The sequence below is a fragment of the Shewanella aestuarii genome (genome assembly GCF_011765625.1).
GTDB classification, from domain to species: domain Bacteria; phylum Pseudomonadota; class Gammaproteobacteria; order Enterobacterales; family Shewanellaceae; genus Shewanella; species Shewanella aestuarii_A.
Window position 1 is genome coordinate 2,310,023 of the sequence record NZ_CP050313.1, and the last position, 21,430, is coordinate 2,331,452.

Below are 21,430 nucleotides of genomic sequence, written 5' to 3' on the forward strand. Positions count from 1 at the left end.
CTAAGCCCATAGAATGAAGCAATATCTTTTTATGTGAGCGCCCTATGCTGTCATTAATCCAATCGAATCAAATGGAAATCTTGTCTGAGCAATTAGCCAAGATGCTAGCCACCCCGTTATCAGGCAGCAGTTTATTGATGCCTGAACAAGTGTTGGTACAAAGCCCCGGCATGTCGACTTGGTTAAGACTCGAAGTTGCTAAACACAATGGCATTGCTGCCGCGCTGACTTTTCCGCTCCCTTCCAGCTTTATTTGGCAACTTTGCCACCAGCTACTTGCTGATGTTCCAAAAGAAAACGCCTTTACCAAAGCGGCGATGACATGGAAATTAATGGATTTATTGCCATCTTTGCTCAGTGATGATGACTTTTTACCTTTAGCACAATATTTATCCTGTCAAACTCCCGCTGAAAAGACTGACGATACTCTAAATACTCAATCTCAATTACAAAAACAGCACCAAAGTCATGATGCCATTAAGCTTTATCAATTATGTAATCGTATTGCTGATATCTTCGACCAATATTTAGTTTATCGCCCTGATTGGATAACGTTATGGGAAAACAACCAGCCACTAACCGAGCTCGCCCATCACTTAACATTAGATACCAATCAGCAATGGCAACCCAAATTGTGGCGCGCGCTAGTCGAGTATAATAAGCATAAGCTGCAATCTAGCCCTTATCATCGTGCTAATTTACATCAGTCGTTACTTGCGGCCTTAGCCAACCCAGACACAGATATCAGCATGCTACCTGAGCGATTATTTGTGTTTGGTATTTCATCCATGCCACCGCAAACCTTGGAAGTGTTGCATGCATTAGCAAGCCGCATTGAAGTGGTTATGTTGGCGCTAAGTCCATGTCAGCATTATTGGGGGATATCGTCGACCCCAAAGTTAGGGCAAGAATGGCACTGCAATATAGTCAGAAAAAACAGCTAGCGGAAGATTGGGAACAAAAATTAGAAGTAGGTAATCCTATTCTGGCCAACAACGGCAAAATGGGCCGCGAGTTACTAGACTTACTATTAAGCTTACCACCTGAAAACACTAACTTTAACTATGATTGTTATGTCGAGCCGGCCACCGACAATTTATTGCACGGTGTACAGTACGATATTTTGCAAATGCAAACCCTTGGGCAAGCTTTAGGGCCCGGTCCTAGCTTATATCAAGCCGTAGATTTACGCCGCGAGCTAAAAAGTGATGACCATTCAATCACCCTAAGAAGCTGCCACAGCCCACTACGTGAGGTGGAAACCTTACATGATCATTTAATGGCACTACTGGATAACTCGCCAGATTTAGAGCCCAAAGATATTGTAGTAATGCTGCCCGATGTGGCGGCTTACGCACCTTATATTGATGCCGTTTTTGGCACGGCTAATAGCCAGTTTTACCAGCAACATCGCCATCATCCAGCTGATGAACAAGCAAATCAATTCGCTATTTCTTATGCCATAGCCGATCGCGGTGCAGCACAAGAATCCACGCTTATTAATAGTTTTCTGACACTACTCAACATTAATCAAAGCCGTTTTGGCTTAACTGAGGTGTTATCAATTCTAGAAGTGCCAGCTATTTTAAGACGCTTTGAATTAGATGATGACGATTATCATATACTCAAACGTTGGCTTGATGAAGCCAACGTGCGCTGGGGAAGAGACGAGACAAGCCGCAGTCAATTAGGCTTACCCGCTTTTGGGCAAAATTCGTGGGCATTTGGGATTAAGCGACTCATTTTAGGCTATGCCCTACATGACGAGGCCAATCTGTATCACGACACCTTGGCTGTCACCAGCGTTGAAGGCCAATCGGCGCAGGCTTTAGGTAAACTCCTTAACTTTTTAGAAGCCGTAGATGCATTTGCTCTTTCCTTCGCAAAGCCTTGCGATACCGATTCTTGTCTTGAGCAAATTAATCAATTAATTGAAGATTTTTATCTTGCCGATGACGATGAACAGCAGCAAGTGGTCACCATACGTGAAGCGCTGGTTAGCTTAAGCAAAGAGTTACAAGAAGCGAAACACCAAAGCGAGCTACATATTGATGTACTAAAGCAATGGTTTATGCAAAAGCTAACCGACTCCCGTGTCGGCCAGCGTTATCTTGCAGGAAGCGTTAACTTTTGTACCTTAATGCCAATGCGTTCAATTCCGTTTAAAGTGGTGTGTTTACTGGGGATGAATGACGGCGTTTATCCGCGGGTACAACACCCTGTTGGCTTTGACTTAATGGCGCACTTTGGCCCACAAAAAGGTGACCGTTCCCGTCGTCTAGATGACAGATACCTCTTTTTAGAAGCCTTATTGTCCGCACGCGAGCAGCTTTATATCAGTTATATTGGCCACAGTGAGCGCGATAACACTGAGCGGATCCCGTCTATGCTGGTCTCAGAGTTGATTGAGTTTTGCCAACTGTCTTATATTCCAAGTCATATTCAAAGCGAACTTAATCAAGTGCCAAACACAAAGGCTGAACTCAGTCAGCTTATCGAAAGGATTGAACAGCAAGTGGCTCAGCAGTTAATTCAAGTACAACCGCTACAGCCATTTGACAGCAAGCTATTTATGCCAAACTCAGCGCAGCAAAGTTATCATAGCCGTTGGTGTCCGCCTAATAATGAGCACCATTTTGATCATCGCTTTTATGATGTACACAACCCCATCCTTCGCGAGGATCAAGATGACGATGAATTACACCCTCAAGGCCAAACTGAACTAGAACTGTCGGCATTAATTCGCTTTTTCAGAAACCCTGCTCAATTCTTTTTTAATCGCAGCTTAAAAGTAGATTTGTCCATCAATATCCAAGCTGATGACAACGATGAGCCTTTTAGCTTAAATGGCTTACAACGCTATCAGTTGCAATTAAGTTTGATTGACTCCGCGTTAGACAGCGGCAATGAGCAAATTGATTTCGGTCTCATTAAGCAGATAAAAACCAGTGGGGATCTGCCAATGTCGCCCTTTGATGATATTTTATTAAACCAATATCGTGCAGATATTGCCCCATTGGTTAATCGCCTGAGTTTTTTAACCGATAACCAAGCCAGTAATGCGGTGAATATCGATTTAAGTTTTAGCATCACTCACCCCATTTACCATACCGTCACCTCATTAACCTTAGTGGGTCGAATTGACGATGTTAGCCCAAAAGGCCTGATAAGTTATCGCCCTGGCAGTGCTCATGGCCGCGACTTAGTACAGTTTTATGTGCGTCACCTTTGCTTAAATGCCCAAGGGCATAATAAATACAGCTACTTATTAGATATGGGACACTTCCATAGTTTTGCCCCAATCAACGCAGATCAAGCACACAAACAATTACAGCAATTTATATCTGCTTACTTAAGTGGCCAAACACAACCACTTTGCTTTGCACCTCGCACCGCTTGGTTGTATGTGCAAACCGAAGGCGATCATCAACAAAAAATGGCTGTTGCCCAAAAGCAATGGCGTAATGAACAATCACAAACCGGTGAAGGGTTTGACCCACATTATCAACGATTATTTAGTTTTCCTAATGATTTTACTGAACAAACATTTGGACTATTAGTCAATGAGTTACTAAACCCAATGCTCAGTCAATACCATCAAGATAAGCTCAGTATGCTGGAGGCATTTGTGAGTGGTGATATTCCCCATAACCAAGCAAATGGCATCCATGTGCAACACACTCAAACCACAACTAACGGCGCTGGGGAGTACTAGCATCATGAATACACCCGCTACCTCAAATAAAGTACAGGCGCTTGATCCGTTAACTCTGCCACTCACCGGTTCAAGCTTAATTGAAGCCAGCGCTGGCACAGGCAAAACCTATACGATTTCCGGTTTATATTTACGCTTACTGCTAGGCCATGGCGGACAAACACCGCTGACTTGTGAGCAAATTCTGGTGGTAACCTTTACCAATGCGGCAACAGAAGAGTTACGAGACAGGATCAGAAAACGGATCCAATTAGCCTATAAATGCTTTTTAGGGCTGACGGTCAATGATCCTTTTATCGAAACCTTATATGCACAAACCGTTGAAAGTGAACGGCCCATAGCCTTAAAGCGTTTTGACTTAGCACTAAAATCCCTTGATGAAGGCGCTATTTTTACCATTCATGGTTTTTGTCAGCGAGTGTTGTCTGACATGGCTTTTGAATCATCATTATTATTTGAGTCAGAGTTCACCTTAGATGACAGCGAATACTTGCATCATGCTGTGCGCGATTTTTGGCGCGAAGTCTGTTACCCACTACCTATGATGATGGCGCAGCAAATTGATAAGCATTTTGTTGAACCTGAAAAACTAGCCGCTAAAGTACGGCGCTTATTAGGCGCAAGTGAAGCGCAGCCATCAACTACGCCGAAAGAGTTTGTCAGCCTAAGCCAAGAGCTCATTACTAGCATCAATCGTTTTAAATTAGCTTGGACGGCGCAACAAGAGGCCACCTTTGAGTTATTAACTAACTTGCCACTTAACGGCTCACGCTTTGGTAAAGCCAGTGACGGCTACCCTAAATTAGCCAAATTATTTGATGAGTTAACCAACTGGGTTAGTTATGGCCAAGGCTTACCCCCGCAAAAAACCTTAACGCAATTAGCCTTATCCGATTTAAAACTGAATAAAGGCGGAGTACTCCCGACGTCGAAAGAGGCCCCGCTGCTAGCGCAAATCGACGATTTATTAGCGATGATAAACGATATCATTCCAGCGTTTTTAGTACGCGCGCAAGCTGGGATCAAACAGCGCTTTATCCAGCAAAAAAATCAGCGTAATTTAATGACGCCTGATGATTTGCTCACCAGTTTAGCCGCCGCTTTGGATGCTAACCCGCACACTTTAGCGACCGCTATCGCCAAGCGATTTCCCATTGCATTAATTGATGAGTTTCAAGATACAGACCCATTGCAATTTAAAATTTTTAATATGGTTTATCAAACACCTGCGTTAGTAACACTGCCTGACTCGGATATAAGCGCGAATACTGAAAATGATGCAAATGCTGCTACCACACCTTATCAAGCTGCACAGTCAAGCTTAGGCTTATTGATGATTGGCGACCCAAAACAAGCGATTTATGCGTTTCGAGGTGCCGATATTTTTACCTATATTAGCGCTCGTAATCAAACACAAAAGCTCTACAACTTAGACACGAACTACCGTTCATCTACCGCATTGGTTGATGGAGTGAATCATGTATTTAATCAGCATGCAAACCCATTTATTAGCGATGCTATTCCATATGATGTGGTAAAAACGCCTGATTCAGCCAATCAAAAAACACTGCAAGAAGCAACGCCACAAACAGCGGCATTGAGAATAAAAATTCTTAAAGAGGACCCAGATAACGGCTTAAATAAGCCCACTGCCCGACACATTTTAGCCAGTGACACCGCAGCCGAAATTAAACGCTTATTAACCGAAGCACAGCGTGGTCAATGTTGTATAAAAGATAAGCCGCTAATTGCCAAAAACATTGCCGTATTAGTTCGTGATAGAAACGAAGCCGCAATCGTAAAAAAAGCACTCAGCGCCCGTAACATTGGCGCAGTGTTTTTAAGCCGAGACAGTGTATTTGCCACCAATGAAGCCAGCGAGTTAGCCCTCATATTACGGGCCCTCGCCAATCCTAAGGATGAACCTCGTATTCGCGCAGCACTGGCAACGTCACTTTTTGGTTATACGGCACAGCAAATTGATCAATTTAATCATAATGAAGATGCACGCCAACAGGTGCTAGATGAGTTTACTCACTGGCACGAGTTATGGGTTAGAAATGGCATTATGCCTGCCCTGCTGAGCCTTGCTAACGATCGTAATCTTGTACATAGATTATTGGCTAAAAACGCCGTACAAACACCAGAAGGCGAAACAGAGCAAACTGACGATGAAGAGGTCAATCTTGATGCATCGGGCGAACGCCGATTAACCGATTTTCGCCACTTAGGTGAGCTACTACAACAAAAAGCCACTGAGCTTGACGGCAGCAGCGCACTGATAAACTGGTTTGAGCAACAATTAATTGATAACCAAGGTAAAGACGAGCAGCAACTTCGTTTGGAAAGCGAACAAAACTTAGTGCAAATCATTACTATCCATAAATCAAAAGGACTGGAATATCCTATTTGTTTTATACCGTTTGTGAGTCTAGCCCGTGGCGGAACTCAACGGCCAGAACCGCTACTTTATCACGCTAATGGCAAACTGATTTGGGATATTCAAGGCTCTGATGAAGCCTATGAACAATACAAAAAAGAGACTCTGGCTGAAGATTTACGCTTACTTTATGTCGCGTTAACCCGCCCTGTTTATGCCTGTTATCTCTATATTGCCAACCAATCTAAGCTGCTTAAAGCAGGGATCAGCTCACAGTTATATGAAACCGCTATCGGCTATTTATTGGGTATTAAAGATAAAAACTGTGACGGCGAGTTACTTGAAAAGCAAGCCAAGGCACTAGCGAGTATTGATGCCATTAGTATCGATGAGGTTGCAAGCGTGCCTGACAGCAGCGTATTTGAAGATAACCAAGCACACAATGTTCAACTTAGTGCCAAATCTACCCAACGAAAAATGGGTTTACCTTGGCGAGTGGGCAGTTATTCCGGTTTAGTCAAACACCTTCCCCATGAAAAAGTCAGCCCCGGAGCGGATGATGAAGATTTTACTCAAGATAGCGCGCTTGTTGAAGACAACCCAAACACACTGGCGTTAAATCGTTTCAGCTTCGAACGTGGCGCGAATGCGGGTAGTTTTATGCACTTGGTATTAGAGCTATTTGATTTTACGCAAGCTGAAACCGAATTGGAGCCCGCATTAATTGAGGCCATGAAGCAATATGGTTTTGATCAACAAACCTGGTTAGCTCCGCTAACGGCTTGGTATCACGATATCCTCCACACGCCCTTGATTAAACCCGATCATAGCCAGCTGTGTTTAGCGCAATTAACGGCCAATCAAACCTTGGTTGAGATGGAGTTTTACTTACCTATCAGCCAGCTTAATGCGACCAAACTCAATGCCTTACTCGCGCAATATGGATACATTAACAACTTCAGTTTTGACACCTTAAAAGGCATGTTGAAAGGTTTTGTTGATTTAGTTTTTGAACATCAAGGCCAATACTTTATTGCCGATTACAAGTCGAATCATTTAGGCAATCAGTTACAACACTACAATCACCACGCAATGAGCGAAGCCATTAATAGTCATAGATATAATTTACAATATCTGTTGTATACCTTGGCATTGCACCGCTACTTAAAATTGCGTTTACCCCATTATCAGTATGATGTTCATATTGGTGGCTGCTTTTATTTATTCTTACGCGGAATGAGCCCTGAGTCTCTTGGCTCTGGAGTATTTTTTGATAAACCAGATGCGGCGTTAATCGACCAACTTGACAGCCTTTTCAGTCAACCCGTAGGGAGTGAAGCATGCTAACAACGACAAAACCAATGGCACAGCTCCTTAAAGACTGGCAACAAGCAAAATTAATTACCCCACTTGATCGCCATTTTGCTCTTGAGCTGGCGGCTATTGAAGGCTTGAGCTCTGATGATGCTGATTATGATCTATTTTTGTTAATCTGCGCCATGTTAAGTCAGCAATTATCAAATCAACACAGTTGCTTATTAATTAGCAGTATTGAGCTAGCAAATCCCATGGCAGAAGATATTGGCCATCATCCTTATGCAATGGCTGATAATGCATCTTGCCAAATTACAGTTACTCATCAGCAAGTTATTGATAGTATTGGTAAGTTTTATGCGGTGACAACCGTCTCTAACATCGAAACTAGTGACACAGATACACCGATGATTTTAGATAACGGCAGATTGTATTTAAACAAGTATTTCTTTTTTGAAACCCAAGTCGCCAATAAACTAAAACAATTATCGCAAACCAACATAGCCACCAATAATCCTCAGTTGCCTAGCTACTTAACGGCTTTGTTTCCTATTCAGCCAGAGTTAAACGGTCAGCTAAATTGGCAAAAAATTGCCACGGCTACCGCATTAACCAAAGCACTCGCCGTCATTACCGGCGGCCCTGGAACAGGAAAAACCACCACGGTTACCAAGCTATTGTTATTACTGCAAACACAACAAACTGAATCAGCCAAGCTCACCATTCGTTTGGTTGCGCCAACCGGTAAAGCAGCGGCACGTTTGAGTGAATCCATCAAGGCCTCTAAAAATCGATTGCGCAGTGAGTTGGCTCAAGATAACAGCGCCAATCAGCCTGTATTACTCAGCGCACTTGCAGCCATTCCGGAAGAAGCCTCTACCTTGCATCGATTGCTTGGGGTTATCCCCCACTCTCATCAATTTCGTCATCATAAGGACAATCCATTGCGATTAGATTTACTCGTGGTGGACGAAGCCTCAATGGTAGATTTACCTATGATGTATAAATTGCTGAGCGCCTTGCCTGCACAAGCAAGATTAATTTTACTGGGCGATCAAGATCAATTGGCCTCTGTTGAAGCTGGTGCGGTACTGGCCGACATTTGCGCAGGCTTGAAAAACACTGACCAAGATATGCAAGCCATCTCAACTTGGCGAATGCATTACAGTAGGCAACAAGCAGACACAATTAAGCAGCTTACCCAACAAGATGTTAGCCAATTTATTAGCACTAACCAACCATTTGGCGATAGCCTTTGCATGTTAATGCACAGCCATCGCTTTAAAGGTGATGCGGGTATCGGCATGCTAGCAAACGCAGTCAATTCATCCAATGTGGATAACGTTCGTCAGGTTTGGCGAAGGGGATATGCTGAGCTAAATTGGTTTGAACATCAGCTCAATCATCAACAAGACAACTTAGGAAAACAGCAATTACTCACCCTCTCAGTCGAGGCATACCAACCTTATTTGGCCATGATCCAAGCCAATCAACAAGACACCCAGCATAGCTATAGCCCGCAACAGATTATCGAGCAATATAATCAGTATCGGATGCTTTGCGCGATGCGGGCCGGTGAATACGGCGTTGATGGAATGAATATCGCCATTACCGATAGCCTTCGCCAAGCCAAGCTAATTGAACCTAAACACGAGTTTTACCTAGGCAGACCAATCATTATTCAAAGTAATGATTACAACTTGGGTTTATTTAATGGTGACATTGGGCTAGTACTGCAAGATGAACTCAATCCATCACGATTAATGACACATTTTATTAAAGCCGATGGCAGTTTATTAAAAGTATTGCCCGCTCGACTGCCTAAACACGACACTTGTTTTGCCATGACAGTACATAAATCACAAGGCAGTGAATTTGATAAGGTCAGTTTTGTATTACCACAGCGCCCAAGTGTTGCTCAGTGGCAGTTACTGACGAAAGAATTGGTGTATACCGCCATCACCCGAGCTAAAAATCATTTCTACTGTTTAGGAAGTGCACAGGTATTTGAACGTGCGGTGAAGCAAGTTACGCTCAGGGCTTCAGGATTAGCTCAAAGGTTATGGCATAACTAAACCAAATCGATTCAAACAAACTGGTTGATAAATAGGCATAAAACGCGGTTAATCTGCACACTTTATACCTATTTGATGTTTGTTTTTAAATATTGTTAACCCTAGCTTGCTAAAGCCTATACTGGCTCATTATCATAAGCATGCTTAGTTTTTTATTCTCATTTTTTTAGGAGCACCCATGCCAAAGATAAATCTGCTGCTGATATGTGGCGGTGGCGGCGCAGAACATGACATTTCATTGATGTCGGTTAAATTTTTTGAAACGTCATTGGCTAAGTCAGATAAATTCTCGGTGCTGAAGCTAGAGCTCGACAAATTTGGTCATTATAAAACCCAAGACGGTCAACAATGTGAACTAACAAATCGTCGCGAAGTACGCTTTGAAGATGACTCGAAACCAGTTTGGCCTGTTGATTATGTGATCCCTTGTATTCACGGCTACCCGGCTGAAACCGGTGATATTCAATCCTATTTTAATTTAATTCAGTTACCTTATTTTGGCTGTGAATCTGAAGCCTCCAGCAACTGTTTTAATAAAATTACCGCTAAAATGTGGTTTAGTGCTTTAGGGATCCCAAATACCCCTTATGTATTTTTACATCAATTTGATCAAGCTGCTATCGAACAAACACAAGCTGCATTTGATCAATGGGGCTCAGTATTCATTAAAGCCGCTTCACAAGGCTCGTCTGTTGGTTGTTATAAAGTCGATGATAAAAGCCAAATTACGACCACGTTACAACAAGCCTTTAGCTATGCTCCTTATGTGATTGTTGAGCAAACCGTGGTTGCACGTGAGCTTGAGGTTGCTGTATATGAATACCAAGGTGACATTATTGCAACTAAGCCGGGTGAGATTGTGTGCGACAGCAACAATTTTTACACCTTTGATGAAAAATACAACAGCAGTAGTAAAGCCAAAACCCATGTTGAAGCCATCAATATTAGCCCTGAAGTAAGCGATCAAATTCGTGCATACGCCGTTAAAGTGTTTAAAGGCATGAAGTTACGTCATTTATCACGTATCGATTTCTTTTTAACCGCTGATAATCAAATTCTATTGAATGAAATCAATACCTTCCCTGGGTTAACGCCGATCTCAATGTTCCCTAAAATGCTGGCACATCATGGTCATGATTTTAGTGAATATTTAACTCAAATCATTGAGTCACAACTTAAATAAATATCTACATCTTTATGATTTAAAGCCCTATTTGACTGTTCAAATAGGGCTTTAAGCTTTGCGTTTCACACGCTAAAATCCGTTCAAAATGACCAAGATGACCAAGATGACCAATATCACTTTAAACCATACTTAGTATTTAACTCTGTCATATAGCCACTTTGATACAAAACTAGCAGCGCCTCAGATAACGCTTTGTGGCGTGCTTCGTCCATGCTTAAATGACATGCCATTGCTCTAATTGAGGTAAAAAAGACTAATTCAGGCTCACCGACATTAATCCCCTCTTTGTTCATAATCGATTTTGCCGTGACCACATCAGCAGCCCACAACTCAATGCGCCCTCGGGCAAGCTTTCTTAAATTAAGCGAATCATTATTGGCTAATTCAACTTGATAGCCGTAATTAGCTAAATATTCTCCGACACCACTGCCTAAAAAACTGCCTATGCGATAAGATTTGGCATCGTCTAGTGTAATAAGCGGTGTTGTTAACGCCTTTTTACTATAAAAACCATAGCGAGATAATAGCACTGGGCCTAGCCAACGATATTGGCTTTCACGTTGCTGACTTCGCTCAATAGGTAACACACAGGTATTTTGATGGCTCTTTGCCATCGCCATACCGCGCTTTAAAGGATAAAAAATAACTTCGTAGTCAATCCCGGCCTGATTAAATAGCTTTTCAATGAGTTCAATCACCATCCCCTGTTTCACCCCTTTGACTTGATGAGCAAATGGCTCCTCTTGATAGGTGATAACAGTCATTTTTTCGCTCGCATCAACCGTTGGCAAGCTAACGCAAACCAAACAGCATAACGTTAATATCCAGCGATTATTGCCAAACAAGAATAGCCTCCTTATAAGGTAAAGTTTTACCTACTGGTTCTTCTACTACTTCAGATTTTGGCGCGCCAGATTGATTGAGCCAAAATGACTTGTCTTTTGCAGGATTCAGTTTGGGGGCACAAGGCTTATCAGCCATTGACACTTCAAGCTTAGCAAGATGTGAGTCCATTTTTGCAGCAAATAAATCAAGCCCCTGCTGCACACTATATTTACCATGCACTATGTCACTGATGTATTGCCACCAAAACCCTGCCATCTCAGGATAATCAGGCACATTCGTCCCGGTTGGGGTCCATACATTTCGCGCTTGGCTGCGATAAAACTCCACTAAACCACCTAAATACGGTGCTTGTTGCGTCATCACAGGTGACTCAACATCTGATAACCTAATGGGGGTATGCCCTGTGAGTAGTTTTTTCAGTGTAACCGATTTTGACACTACAAATTGAGCATACAACCAAGCGGCGAGCTGTCTGTCTTTAGGGGTATTGTTCAAAAATGTCCACGCGCCGGTATCTTGATAACCTGACTTCATACCCTGCTGCCAGTATTTTCCCACTGGTGAAGGCGCGACTTTCCACCTCGGGGTACCATCCTCATTGACTATCGGGAGTGACTTATTTGTTAAATCCCCAACAAACGCGGTGTACCAAAAAATTTGTTGGGCAATTTGTCCTTTCGCAGGCCACTTTCCAGCTTCAGAAAAGGTTAACTCTCTCGCTTGAGTGGGGGCATATTCTAACCAAGAGATAAATTTATCAATGGCATACACAGCAGCAGGGCTATTTAATGCCCCGCCCCGTTCAACACTTGCACCGACAGGCCGGCAAGCCTCGACCCTGATCCCCCATTCATCAACCGGTAAACCATTTGGTAAGCCGGTATCACCTACACCAGCCATAGACAACCAAGCATCTGAGATACGCCAGCCCAGTGATGGATCTCTTGCTGCATAATCCATATGCCCATACACCTTAACCCCATCTATGACACCAATATCATGACTAAAAAATTTAGCTATATCTTCATATGCTTGCCAATTTTGTGGTATGCCTAACTCATAACCGTAAGCTTGTTTAAATTGTGCTTTAAGCTTTGGGTCTTCAAACCAGTCGCTTCGATACCAATATAAATTAGCAAATTGTTGGTCGGGCAATTGATAAATAATGCCATCAGGGCCTGTAGTAAACTTCAAACCAATAAAGTCATTGATATCAAGCGTCGGAAGTAGATATTTGCCATCTTCAGTTTGAATAAGTTCAGTTATCGAGGTGATAGCATGACTGCGAAAATGACTACCAATTAAATCACTGTCATTGATATAAGCATCATACAAATTATGTCCGGTCATAATTTGTGCAGAAAGCTTCTTAATGACATCATCCTCACCCGTAAGTTCATGGATAACATGAATGCCTGTTAATTCATAAAAGGCTTTTGCAAGCACTTGTGACTCATATTGATGGGTATTAATTTGCTCTGAAACCACTCGGATTGTCATGCCGTTAAATGGCGCTCCGGTTTGTCTAAACCACTGTAACTCTTGTTGCTGTTGCTCGCTTGAAAGCGAAGTGGGCTGTAACTCAGCAATAATCCATTTAGGAACAGATGCAGAAAGTGTTACTGGATTGGCTGACAGCGGTTGAGCATTTAACGCTGGCTGAGATGTGGCTAAATCAAGATTGCTGAGAGTGGAACTGGATACACAAGAAATTGATAAAATAAACAGCGCTGAAGTAATAATTAAGTTGACCATGAACAGTGATTTGCTCGAGTAGAAACGACCATTTTGTTGCTTGATACTTTGCCATATGCACGTCAGGCATTTAATCATTGTATGATCCACCATGTGATTGGTCATTCTTTATTATTATCCGTTAATAATAGACTAAGAATCGATAAATAGATTGTCATTTTTGCGCTTAATTAACGAAAGTTTAATAGCAAAGTGAAAGCTGGTAAGAATGTAATTGTTAAACCAAAATACAAAATAACAAGCAAAAAAAAAGATCAGTAATTTACTGATCTTTTGTGACTAAACTAGCAACTTAAAACCCTTCGACGCCAGCCATATCAGGTAATTGATGCGCAATACCTTTGTGGCAGTCAATACAAGTTTTTTCACCACTCGCCAGAGATGTCGAGTGCATTTGTGATGCTCGCTTAGATTGACGAGTAAAATCCATGTAATCGAAGTTATGACAATTACGACATTCTAATGAATCATTCGCTTTTAAGCGGTCCCACTCATGTTCTGCCAACTCACGTCGCTTAGCTTCAAATTTCTCACGAGTGTTGATTGTGCCGAAAACTTTCCCCCAAACTTCTTTTGAAGCCTGCATTTTACGGGCAATTTTGTCGGTCCAGTTATGAGGAACATGACAATCAGGACAGGTTGCACGCACACCACTTCGGTTAGTAAAGTGAATGGTACTTTGCAGTTCCTGATAGACGTTATTCTCCATTTCATGGCAACCAATACAGAATTGCTCTTGGTTGGTGACTTCTAAAGCGGTATTAAATCCACCCCAGAAAATAACACCAGCCACGAAACCACCTAATGTCAAAAAGCCCAGACTAAAATGTACACTTGGACGATTAAGCACCTTCCATACTAACTTTAGCTTTACAAACAAATTAGCTAACATAAGTGCTCCTATTGCTTAGCAGATGCAGCAGACTTCAATAGATGGTCAATATCAACAAAGTCGTTTTCAACCAATATTTTTGCATCTAACTGCGGCGCATGGCATTGAGTACAGAAATAACGACGAGGCGAAAGCTCAGCCAAAAAGTTATTATCACGATCCATATAATGGGTCACACTCACCATCGGCGCTTGCGAGTGACCAGTGCTATTTCTAGCATGACACTGCATACATTTATTCACTTTAAGATCAATCTGATAACCGTCAATCTTATGCGGAATAATAGGTGGCTGCATTGGGTAGTTTCTCACCTGTTTAACGTCTGAGTTAATCACTTGCTGCATAGCAGGCGGTGTTGGCTCAACATTCAAAGGCGCTAAACGTAAGGTAGCAATTTTCTCTTCTGGTACACTGGCAGCCATTATGCTAAATGACAAACCTAATAGCGCGACCATAGATATCAATTTACGAGCATTCATGGTTATTCTCCTTAGGCCTTTACAATCTTAACCGCGCATTTTTTAAAGTCTGTTTGCTTCGACAAGGGATCTGTCGCATCTAACGTCACTTTATTAATGAGCTGACTAGCATCAAACCAAGGTACGAAAACCAATCCTACTGGCGGCTTATTACGGCCACGTGTTTCAACACGCGTTTTGATTTCACCACGACGAGAAATAACTTTCACCTCATCACCACGACGTAACCCACGCTTTTTAGCATCATCTGGATGCATAAAACACACAGCATCTGGAAATGCTTTATAAAGCTCAGGTACACGCTGAGTCATCGAACCTGAATGCCAATGCTCTAAAACACGACCTGTTGATAACCAAATATCAAACTCGTCATCTGGCGATTCTGCAGGTGCCTCATAAGGCAGGGCAAAAATAACCGCTTTACCATCTGGTTTACCATAAAATTCAAAACCCTTACCCGGCTTGACATAAGGGTCAGAACCTTCACGGTAACGCCATTTAGTTTCAACACCGTTCACGACAGGCCAACGTAAACCGTGCTCTTTGTGGTAAACATCAAAGTCTGCTAAGTCATGAGCATGTCCACGGCCAAAGGTTGCATATTCTTCGAATAAACCTTTTTGGACATAGAAACCAAAATGTTTACCATCATCATTCAAATAAGCTGGATCTGAATCAGTCAATGGGAATTTATCAACATTACCGTTTTGATATAACACTTGATATAAGGTTTTCCCTTTGTACTCAGGGTTGGCTTTTAACACTTCAGCAGGCCAAACTTCATCAGTGGTAAAACGTTTTGAAAACTCCATTAACTGCCACATATCTGACTTTGACTCGCCCGGCGCTTTAACTAACTGATGCCAAAATTGAGTACGACGCTCTGCGTTACCATATGCCCCTTCTTTCTCTACCCACATTGCGGCAGGTAAAATTAAGTCAGCGGCCTGAGTGGTCACAGTTGGATAGGCATCTGAAACAACGATAAAGTTTTTAGGGTTACGATAACCCGGCAAACCCTCTTCATTCATGTTGGGCGCTGCTTGCATATTGTTATTTACTTGCACCCAATAACAGTTTAAATCACCATCTTTTAAACGACGATTTTGTTCTACTGCGTGATAACCCGGCTTTGGTGGAATAATCCCACTCGGAATTTTCCAAATTTTTTCAGCCGTTGCTCTATGTTCTGGATTTGTTACAACCATGTCTGCGGGTAAGCGATGCGAGAAAGTACCCACTTCACGTGCTGTACCGCATGCTGAAGGCTGACCGGTTAACGAAAACGGGCTGTTACCTGGAGTTGAAATTTTACCTACTAATAAATGGATATTATAAATTAGGTTGTTACACCACACACCACGAGTATGTTGGTTGAAACCCATGGTCCAGAACGAGGTAACTTTCTTATTTGGATCAGCATAGAGTTCAGCTAATTCAATCAGCTTATCCTCTGATACACCTGATAACTTACTGACAGATTTGACATCGTAGTCAGCAACAAACTTTTTGAATTGTTCAAAGTCAATTGGCGTTGAATCCCCCGCTGTGGCGGCATTTTTAGCTTGCTGCTCTAATGGATGAGTTGGGCGTAGGCCATATCCGATATCAGTTTGACCTTTACGGAAGTTCACGTGCTTACTAACAAAGTCTTTGTTTACTTTATCGTTTTGAATAATGTAGTTAGCAATGAAGTTTAAGATGGCAAGGTCAGTTTGAGGCGTAAATACAATCGGTAAATCAGCTAGATCAAATGAACGATGCTCAAATGTTGATAATACGGCAACTTTGACATGAGGTGCACTTAAACGACGGTCTGTCACACGAGTCCACAAAATAGGATGCATTTCAGCCATGTTTGAGCCCCATAATACAAAGGCGTCAGCGGCTTCCATATCATCGTAACAGCCCATTGGTTCATCCATACCAAAGGTACGCATAAAGCCAACAACAGCCGACGCCATACAGTGACGCGCGTTAGGATCAATATTGTTTGAACCAAATCCGGCTTTCATCAGTTTAACAGCGGCATAACCTTCAAATACCGTCCACTGGCCAGAACCAAACATACCAACGGCTGTCGGACCTTTTTCTTTTATAGTCGCTTTCCATTTTTCTGCCATGGTATCAAATGCTTGATCCCAGCTGATTGGGGTAAACTCACCATGTTTATCATACTTGCCATTAGTCATACGCAACATTGGCGTTTGAATACGGTCTCGTCCGTACATAATTTTTGAAAGGAAATAACCTTTAATACAATTTAAGCCTTTGTTTACTTCAGACTTAGCATCGCCATGTGTCGCCACCACTTTACCATCGCGGGTTGCGACAATTACTGAGCAACCTGTACCACAAAAACGACAAGGTGCCTTGTTCCATTCTAATTTTGTTTGTTCTGAACTGGTGATCAAATTACTTGCTGTTGCAGGCAAAGCTAAACCAGCAACACTTGCCGCTGCCATTGCTGCATTGGCCTTCATAAAGTCGCGTCTATTCATTTTCATTTTTCGCTCTCTTCAAGCTCTTCACTCTGGTGATAAACCATTGTGGCCGATAAAACACCCGGCATTGCGTTTATAATCGAAATATCATCCATCAATGACTTCTGGCTTGGACCTTCAATGACAACAACAAGCTTAATATCGTTGTTTACTGATAGCTCAGCATTTTCGATTTCCATAATCTTCTGTCTTACTTCAGCCATTTTGTCCGGCTGAACTTGCACAATTAAACTGGTTACATGAATTTCTTTGTTCATCACTACACTCGTTTGTTATTATTTTGTTAACCCACTCCCGGCGGGCCGGTTAAAATTTGACTAAACCAAATTCCAAAACCTAAAGCACTGACCAGCAGTACAGATAAAATTGGTGCAAGAAAAACAGTCAAAAAAATGAAAATTTTCAATTCAAGACTTTTCTCACTTTTAGTATCTTGACTCATGGAGCCTCCCAAGGGATACACGAAATACGATGTTGATAACTCAGGTTTAGTCATCAATTCGGTTGATTCTGATCATAGCGTTAAATAATTTGTAAACTATATACTCACAAATTGGTAAACAATTGTTTAATTGATCTAGATCAAACTATTTAACCAACTAAATAGTGGTTATTTAATGGCTGGATAAGGGAAGATGCCTCGCATCAAAAAGGCCAAATCAGCTAGTTTAAGCATAATTAACTTTAACATTTAAGCAACATGATTGCTGATATTAAGCATAAAATAGCGAAATTGGGTGTTTAGAGGCAAAAACAATTGCGGAGGCCTGTTTTGCCTCCGCTGTTAAAATGATTGAAACCCAAGTAGCTGAAATATTTACATTTGCTTATAACGCAGCACTTTTAATGATTTTTGCTCATCGATATCTGCAAAAACCGAAGGGTTAGCTATTCGCTCAATAAACTGAAGCGAAGGGGCTGTAGTTGCAACTTGATCCATTAAAAAATCACAATCTAATTCAGGCGCATTTAAACAAAGTAACACTTCGCCGCTATCAGCCAGTAAACTCGGTAAACGTTTGAGTAACCTTTCATAATCTTTAGTCGCTACAAAGCTGCCTTTTTGGTTGCTTGGTGGATCCGCAATAATCAAATCATACGGGCCTAATTTGGTTAGTTTCCCCCAAGATTTAAAAATATCGTGACCAAGGTAGCGAGCGCCATTAGGTAAGTTGTTCAACAAATGATTTTGTTTGCCAATACTTAACGCCCCTTTGCTCATATCCATATTCACCACTTCATCGGCGCCACCTTGAATCGCGGCAACGGAGAAACCACAGGTATAGGCAAACAGATTAAGTACTTTTTTGTGTTTGGCATGCTGCTTTACCCACTTACGTCCATTAGCCATATCCAAAAATAAACCATGGTTTTGACCTCGTAGTAAATGCACGGCAAATTTAGCTTCATCTTCTATAACCACATGATTATCTGGCACCTGACCACAAACCACACTCGTTACCGTTTGCCCTGCTTGACGCTGCTGAAACACTAAGCACAACTCGTCACTGTGGCTATAAGTATCAGCAATTTGACTAAACAACACCTGTTGTTGTGCTTCATCTAAGGTTTTAAAGCTCGTCAGCAATATCACTGGAGGATACCAATCTAAACAAAGATGTTCTTCCCCAGCAAAAAGGCCACCACGGCCATGAAACACACGCTGCACTTGATTATTAAATGTAAAATGTTCAAGTGCGTTAATTAATCCAGACATAAAATGGTTTACTTCTCTTGTTCGCTTATTTGTTCAGTGTCATCTTGTTTATGATTTTCCATGCTGGAATCCGATAATTTGTCATCAACATTATCTGCAAGCAGTATCGCTAACCACATACCTGACTGACTCGACTCAAGGCCTATTTTTACCACCATAGTTAACGGAACCGATAATAACATGCCTACAGAGCCTAATAACCAGCCCCAGAATATTAATGATAAAAAGACCACCAGCGTTGAAAGCCCTAAGCCACGCCCCATAAATTTAGGCTCAATAACATTGCCCATCACCATATTGGTACCTAAATAGAGCCCAGCAGTTACCCCCGCCGCCGCCGGACCAAATTGCACAAAGGCTAACAGTACCGCAGGAATAGCAGCAATAATGGAGCCAATATTAGGAATATAATTAAACAAAAATGCGATAACCGCCCACAGCAGCGCATAGTCAACGCCAATAATACTTAAACCAATACCAACGATTATCGCTGTCGCTATACTCACCAGTGTTTTAATCATCATGTATTGATTAACTGACTGCAAAAAGCGATCAATCTGCTTTAATCGCATCTCAGGATCATCTAATGCTAAATGCGCTTTCTTCGATAAATCATTGGATTCCAGCAGCATAAATACAATGGTTAGTATGATTAAAAACAAATTAGCCATCACATTACCTACACCAGATAACATGTTGGTGGTCATACTTAACGCCATACCTGGGTCGAAATACTCCAGCACTTTTTGACGAGAAATATGAATATTAAACTGCTGTAGTTTGTCCAATATCCATGCAAACTGTTCGACCAATTGAGCCCGATAAACAGGCATTTGTTTAGAGAACTCATTAATAGAGCTGCCCACTAAACTGGTGAGCCATAGACTCATCAACACAATAAAGCCCATCAAGAGTATTATTGCTAACCATTTAGGCAGCTTGTATCGACACATTAATGTAATGACAGGATTACAAATCACCGCTAAAAAAGCAGATAACACAAAAGGGACAACAATGGGGCTTGCTGTTTTAATGCCGGCTAAAATAATGACCACACAAGCCATCACCACAAAGCTACGAACTGCCATTGATGATTGATGTATTCCTTTCATATAAGAAAAATCCTTATTGCAACATGATGATTAAATTGTTTATGTTAAGCTTAGTTATTGAAATCAGTAAAAGAAAACACTAGAAGACAATATGAAACCAGAAACCGCTATTATACGCATTAAAAACCTTCGTTTACGCACTTATATTGGCATTAAGGAAGATGAAATCCAAAATCAGCAAGATGTCATTATTAATGTAATTATTCATTATTGTGCCGACAAAGCACGTAACAGCGAGAATATCACTGATGCGTTAAATTATCGCACTATTACGAAAAAAATCATTGCCTTAATTGAAAACAACCGTTTTTCATTATTAGAAAACCTCACGAGTCAAACCCTAGCAATAGCCAGCGAGCATGACTGGGTTGAGTTTGCTAGCGTCGAAATTGATAAGCCCCATGCACTGCGATTTGCAGACTCGGTATCAATGGAATTGTGCTATCAAAAACAACCTGTTTTAGGCGATTAACCTAAGTTGCACTGGCGATTCTGCAAGCATAGAAAGTTGATCACTATCCACATTCAAAACGTACCGATACTAAATGAGTAAAAATGGTGGAAAACAGAATGAAAATACTTATTACAGGTGCAACGGGATTTGTAGGAAAGCAGCTTGTTGCTAGCCTTAAAGCGCATCAGTTAACCATTGTTACCCGTAATCCAAATAGTGCCACTGAACAACTAGGTAGCAATCACAGCTATATCAACATCAAAGATATAGTGACACTGGATGATTTTGACGCCGTGATCAATCTTGCTGGCGAACCGATTGTTGGCAAGCGCTGGAGCAAAAAACAAAAACAAGTTATTTGCGACAGCCGTTGGAATATTACCCAACAATTAAGTAATTTAATCAAGAAAAGTAACACGCCACCCCATACTTTTATCAGCGCGTCTGCTATTGGCTATTATGGCCGTCAAGGTACGGCACCCGTTGACGAAAATAGCGGTTTTCATGATGAGTTTAGCCATCAAATCTGCAAAAAATGGGAAGCCAACGCCTTAGTTGCCCAATCTGATAAGACCCGAGTGTGTATTCCTCGGATAGGGATTGTGTTAGGTAAGCAAGGTGGCGCATTAGCTAAAATGTTACCGCCATTTAAACTTGGTTTAGGCGGCCCAATAGGTAAGGGAAAGCAAGGGATGAGCTGGATCCACATGGAAGATTTAGTGGGTTTAATTAAATGGATGCTTGATACCCCATCTGCCAAAGGTATCTACAATGCCACCGCCCCTAACCCAGTTAGTAACGCCGATTTTTCGATGGCATTAGCTCAAGCATTAAACCGCCCAGCCAAAATAATCACGCCCCCCTTAGCGCTGCGCCTTGCCATGGGGGAAATGTCAGAGCTTCTGACTGAAGGGCAATTTGTACTACCCACTAAAGCACTGGCTGAAGGGTTTGTATTTAAATATAGCAAGCTTGATGATGCGATAATTACGGTGGTTTAA

The 21,430-nt window shown here is 41.8% G+C and carries 14 protein-coding genes and 1 pseudogene; 6 read left to right on the forward strand and 9 right to left on the reverse strand.

All coding sequences use genetic code 11. The features are described 5' to 3' along the window. The first annotated feature begins 44 nt into the window (after positions 1–44). The 4 genes and pseudogenes from recC (at position 45) to HBH39_RS10375 (ending at position 10,667) form a co-directional block, all read left to right on the forward strand. Positions 45–3,715: pseudogene (gene recC, locus HBH39_RS10360) on the forward strand (exodeoxyribonuclease V subunit gamma). 4 nt (positions 3,716–3,719) lie between these two features. After that, positions 3,720–7,442, forward strand: a complete 3,723-nt coding sequence (gene recB, locus HBH39_RS10365; protein WP_167678004.1) for an exodeoxyribonuclease V subunit beta — start codon at positions 3,720–3,722, stop codon at positions 7,440–7,442. After that, complete coding sequence (recD, locus tag HBH39_RS10370; protein WP_167678007.1) at positions 7,436–9,484, forward strand: exodeoxyribonuclease V subunit alpha; 2,049 nt, start codon at positions 7,436–7,438, stop codon at positions 9,482–9,484. The genes recB and recD overlap by 7 nt, the downstream gene beginning before the upstream one ends. A 178-nt stretch (positions 9,485–9,662) precedes the next feature. After that, the gene (locus HBH39_RS10375; protein ID WP_167678009.1) at positions 9,663–10,667 is read left to right on the forward strand and encodes a D-alanine--D-alanine ligase; all 1,005 of its coding nucleotides are present in this window, start codon (positions 9,663–9,665) and stop codon (positions 10,665–10,667) included. A 116-nt stretch (positions 10,668–10,783) separates the two neighbouring features. On the opposite strand, the gene HBH39_RS10380 is transcribed toward HBH39_RS10375, so the two are convergent. The 9 genes from HBH39_RS10380 to HBH39_RS10420 all read right to left on the reverse strand — a co-directional run bounded on the left by HBH39_RS10380 (position 10,784) and on the right by HBH39_RS10420 (position 19,975). Further along, positions 10,784–11,515 (reverse strand): substrate-binding periplasmic protein, encoded by a 732-nt coding sequence (locus tag HBH39_RS10380; RefSeq protein ID WP_167678011.1) that lies wholly within the window; start codon positions 11,513–11,515, stop codon positions 10,784–10,786. Next, positions 11,502–13,349, reverse strand: coding sequence for an ABC transporter substrate-binding protein (locus tag HBH39_RS10385; RefSeq protein WP_244325638.1), 1,848 nt, complete (start codon positions 13,347–13,349; stop codon positions 11,502–11,504). Before HBH39_RS10385 ends, HBH39_RS10380 begins: the two co-directional genes overlap by 14 nt. Before the next feature lie 214 nt (positions 13,350–13,563). Then, complete coding sequence (locus tag HBH39_RS10390; RefSeq protein ID WP_167680045.1) at positions 13,564–14,151, reverse strand: cytochrome c3 family protein; 588 nt, start codon at positions 14,149–14,151, stop codon at positions 13,564–13,566. A gap of 20 nt (positions 14,152–14,171) precedes the next feature. After that, the gene (locus HBH39_RS10395) at positions 14,172–14,642 is read right to left on the reverse strand and encodes a nitrate reductase cytochrome c-type subunit (protein WP_167678013.1); all 471 of its coding nucleotides are present in this window, start codon (positions 14,640–14,642) and stop codon (positions 14,172–14,174) included. Positions 14,643–14,653: 11 nt separating this feature from the next. Continuing rightward, the gene (napA, locus tag HBH39_RS10400; protein WP_167680046.1) at positions 14,654–17,143 is read right to left on the reverse strand and encodes a nitrate reductase catalytic subunit NapA; all 2,490 of its coding nucleotides are present in this window, start codon (positions 17,141–17,143) and stop codon (positions 14,654–14,656) included. Positions 17,144–17,145: 2 nt separating this feature from the next. Continuing rightward, positions 17,146–17,403 (reverse strand): chaperone NapD, encoded by a 258-nt coding sequence (locus HBH39_RS10405; RefSeq protein ID WP_167678015.1) that lies wholly within the window; start codon positions 17,401–17,403, stop codon positions 17,146–17,148. 26 nt (positions 17,404–17,429) lie between these two features. Then, positions 17,430–17,588, reverse strand: a complete 159-nt coding sequence (locus HBH39_RS10410; RefSeq protein ID WP_167678017.1) for a periplasmic nitrate reductase, NapE protein — start codon at positions 17,586–17,588, stop codon at positions 17,430–17,432. Positions 17,589–17,963: 375 nt separating this feature from the next. Continuing rightward, entirely contained in the window at positions 17,964–18,863 is a 900-nt protein-coding gene (locus HBH39_RS10415; RefSeq protein ID WP_167678019.1) for a class I SAM-dependent methyltransferase, read from the reverse strand. An 8-nt stretch (positions 18,864–18,871) separates the two neighbouring features. Beyond that, positions 18,872–19,975 (reverse strand): AI-2E family transporter, encoded by a 1,104-nt coding sequence (locus HBH39_RS10420; RefSeq protein ID WP_167678022.1) that lies wholly within the window; start codon positions 19,973–19,975, stop codon positions 18,872–18,874. A gap of 91 nt (positions 19,976–20,066) precedes the next feature. Here HBH39_RS10420 and folX point away from each other — a divergent pair, with 91 nt between their 5' ends. Beyond that, positions 20,067–20,447 (forward strand): dihydroneopterin triphosphate 2'-epimerase, encoded by a 381-nt coding sequence (gene folX, locus HBH39_RS10425; protein ID WP_167678024.1) that lies wholly within the window; start codon positions 20,067–20,069, stop codon positions 20,445–20,447. Between the two features lie 98 nt (positions 20,448–20,545). After that, positions 20,546–21,430: a TIGR01777 family oxidoreductase gene (locus HBH39_RS10430; RefSeq protein WP_167678026.1), complete on the forward strand. Its 885-nt coding sequence runs from the start codon at positions 20,546–20,548 to the stop codon at positions 21,428–21,430.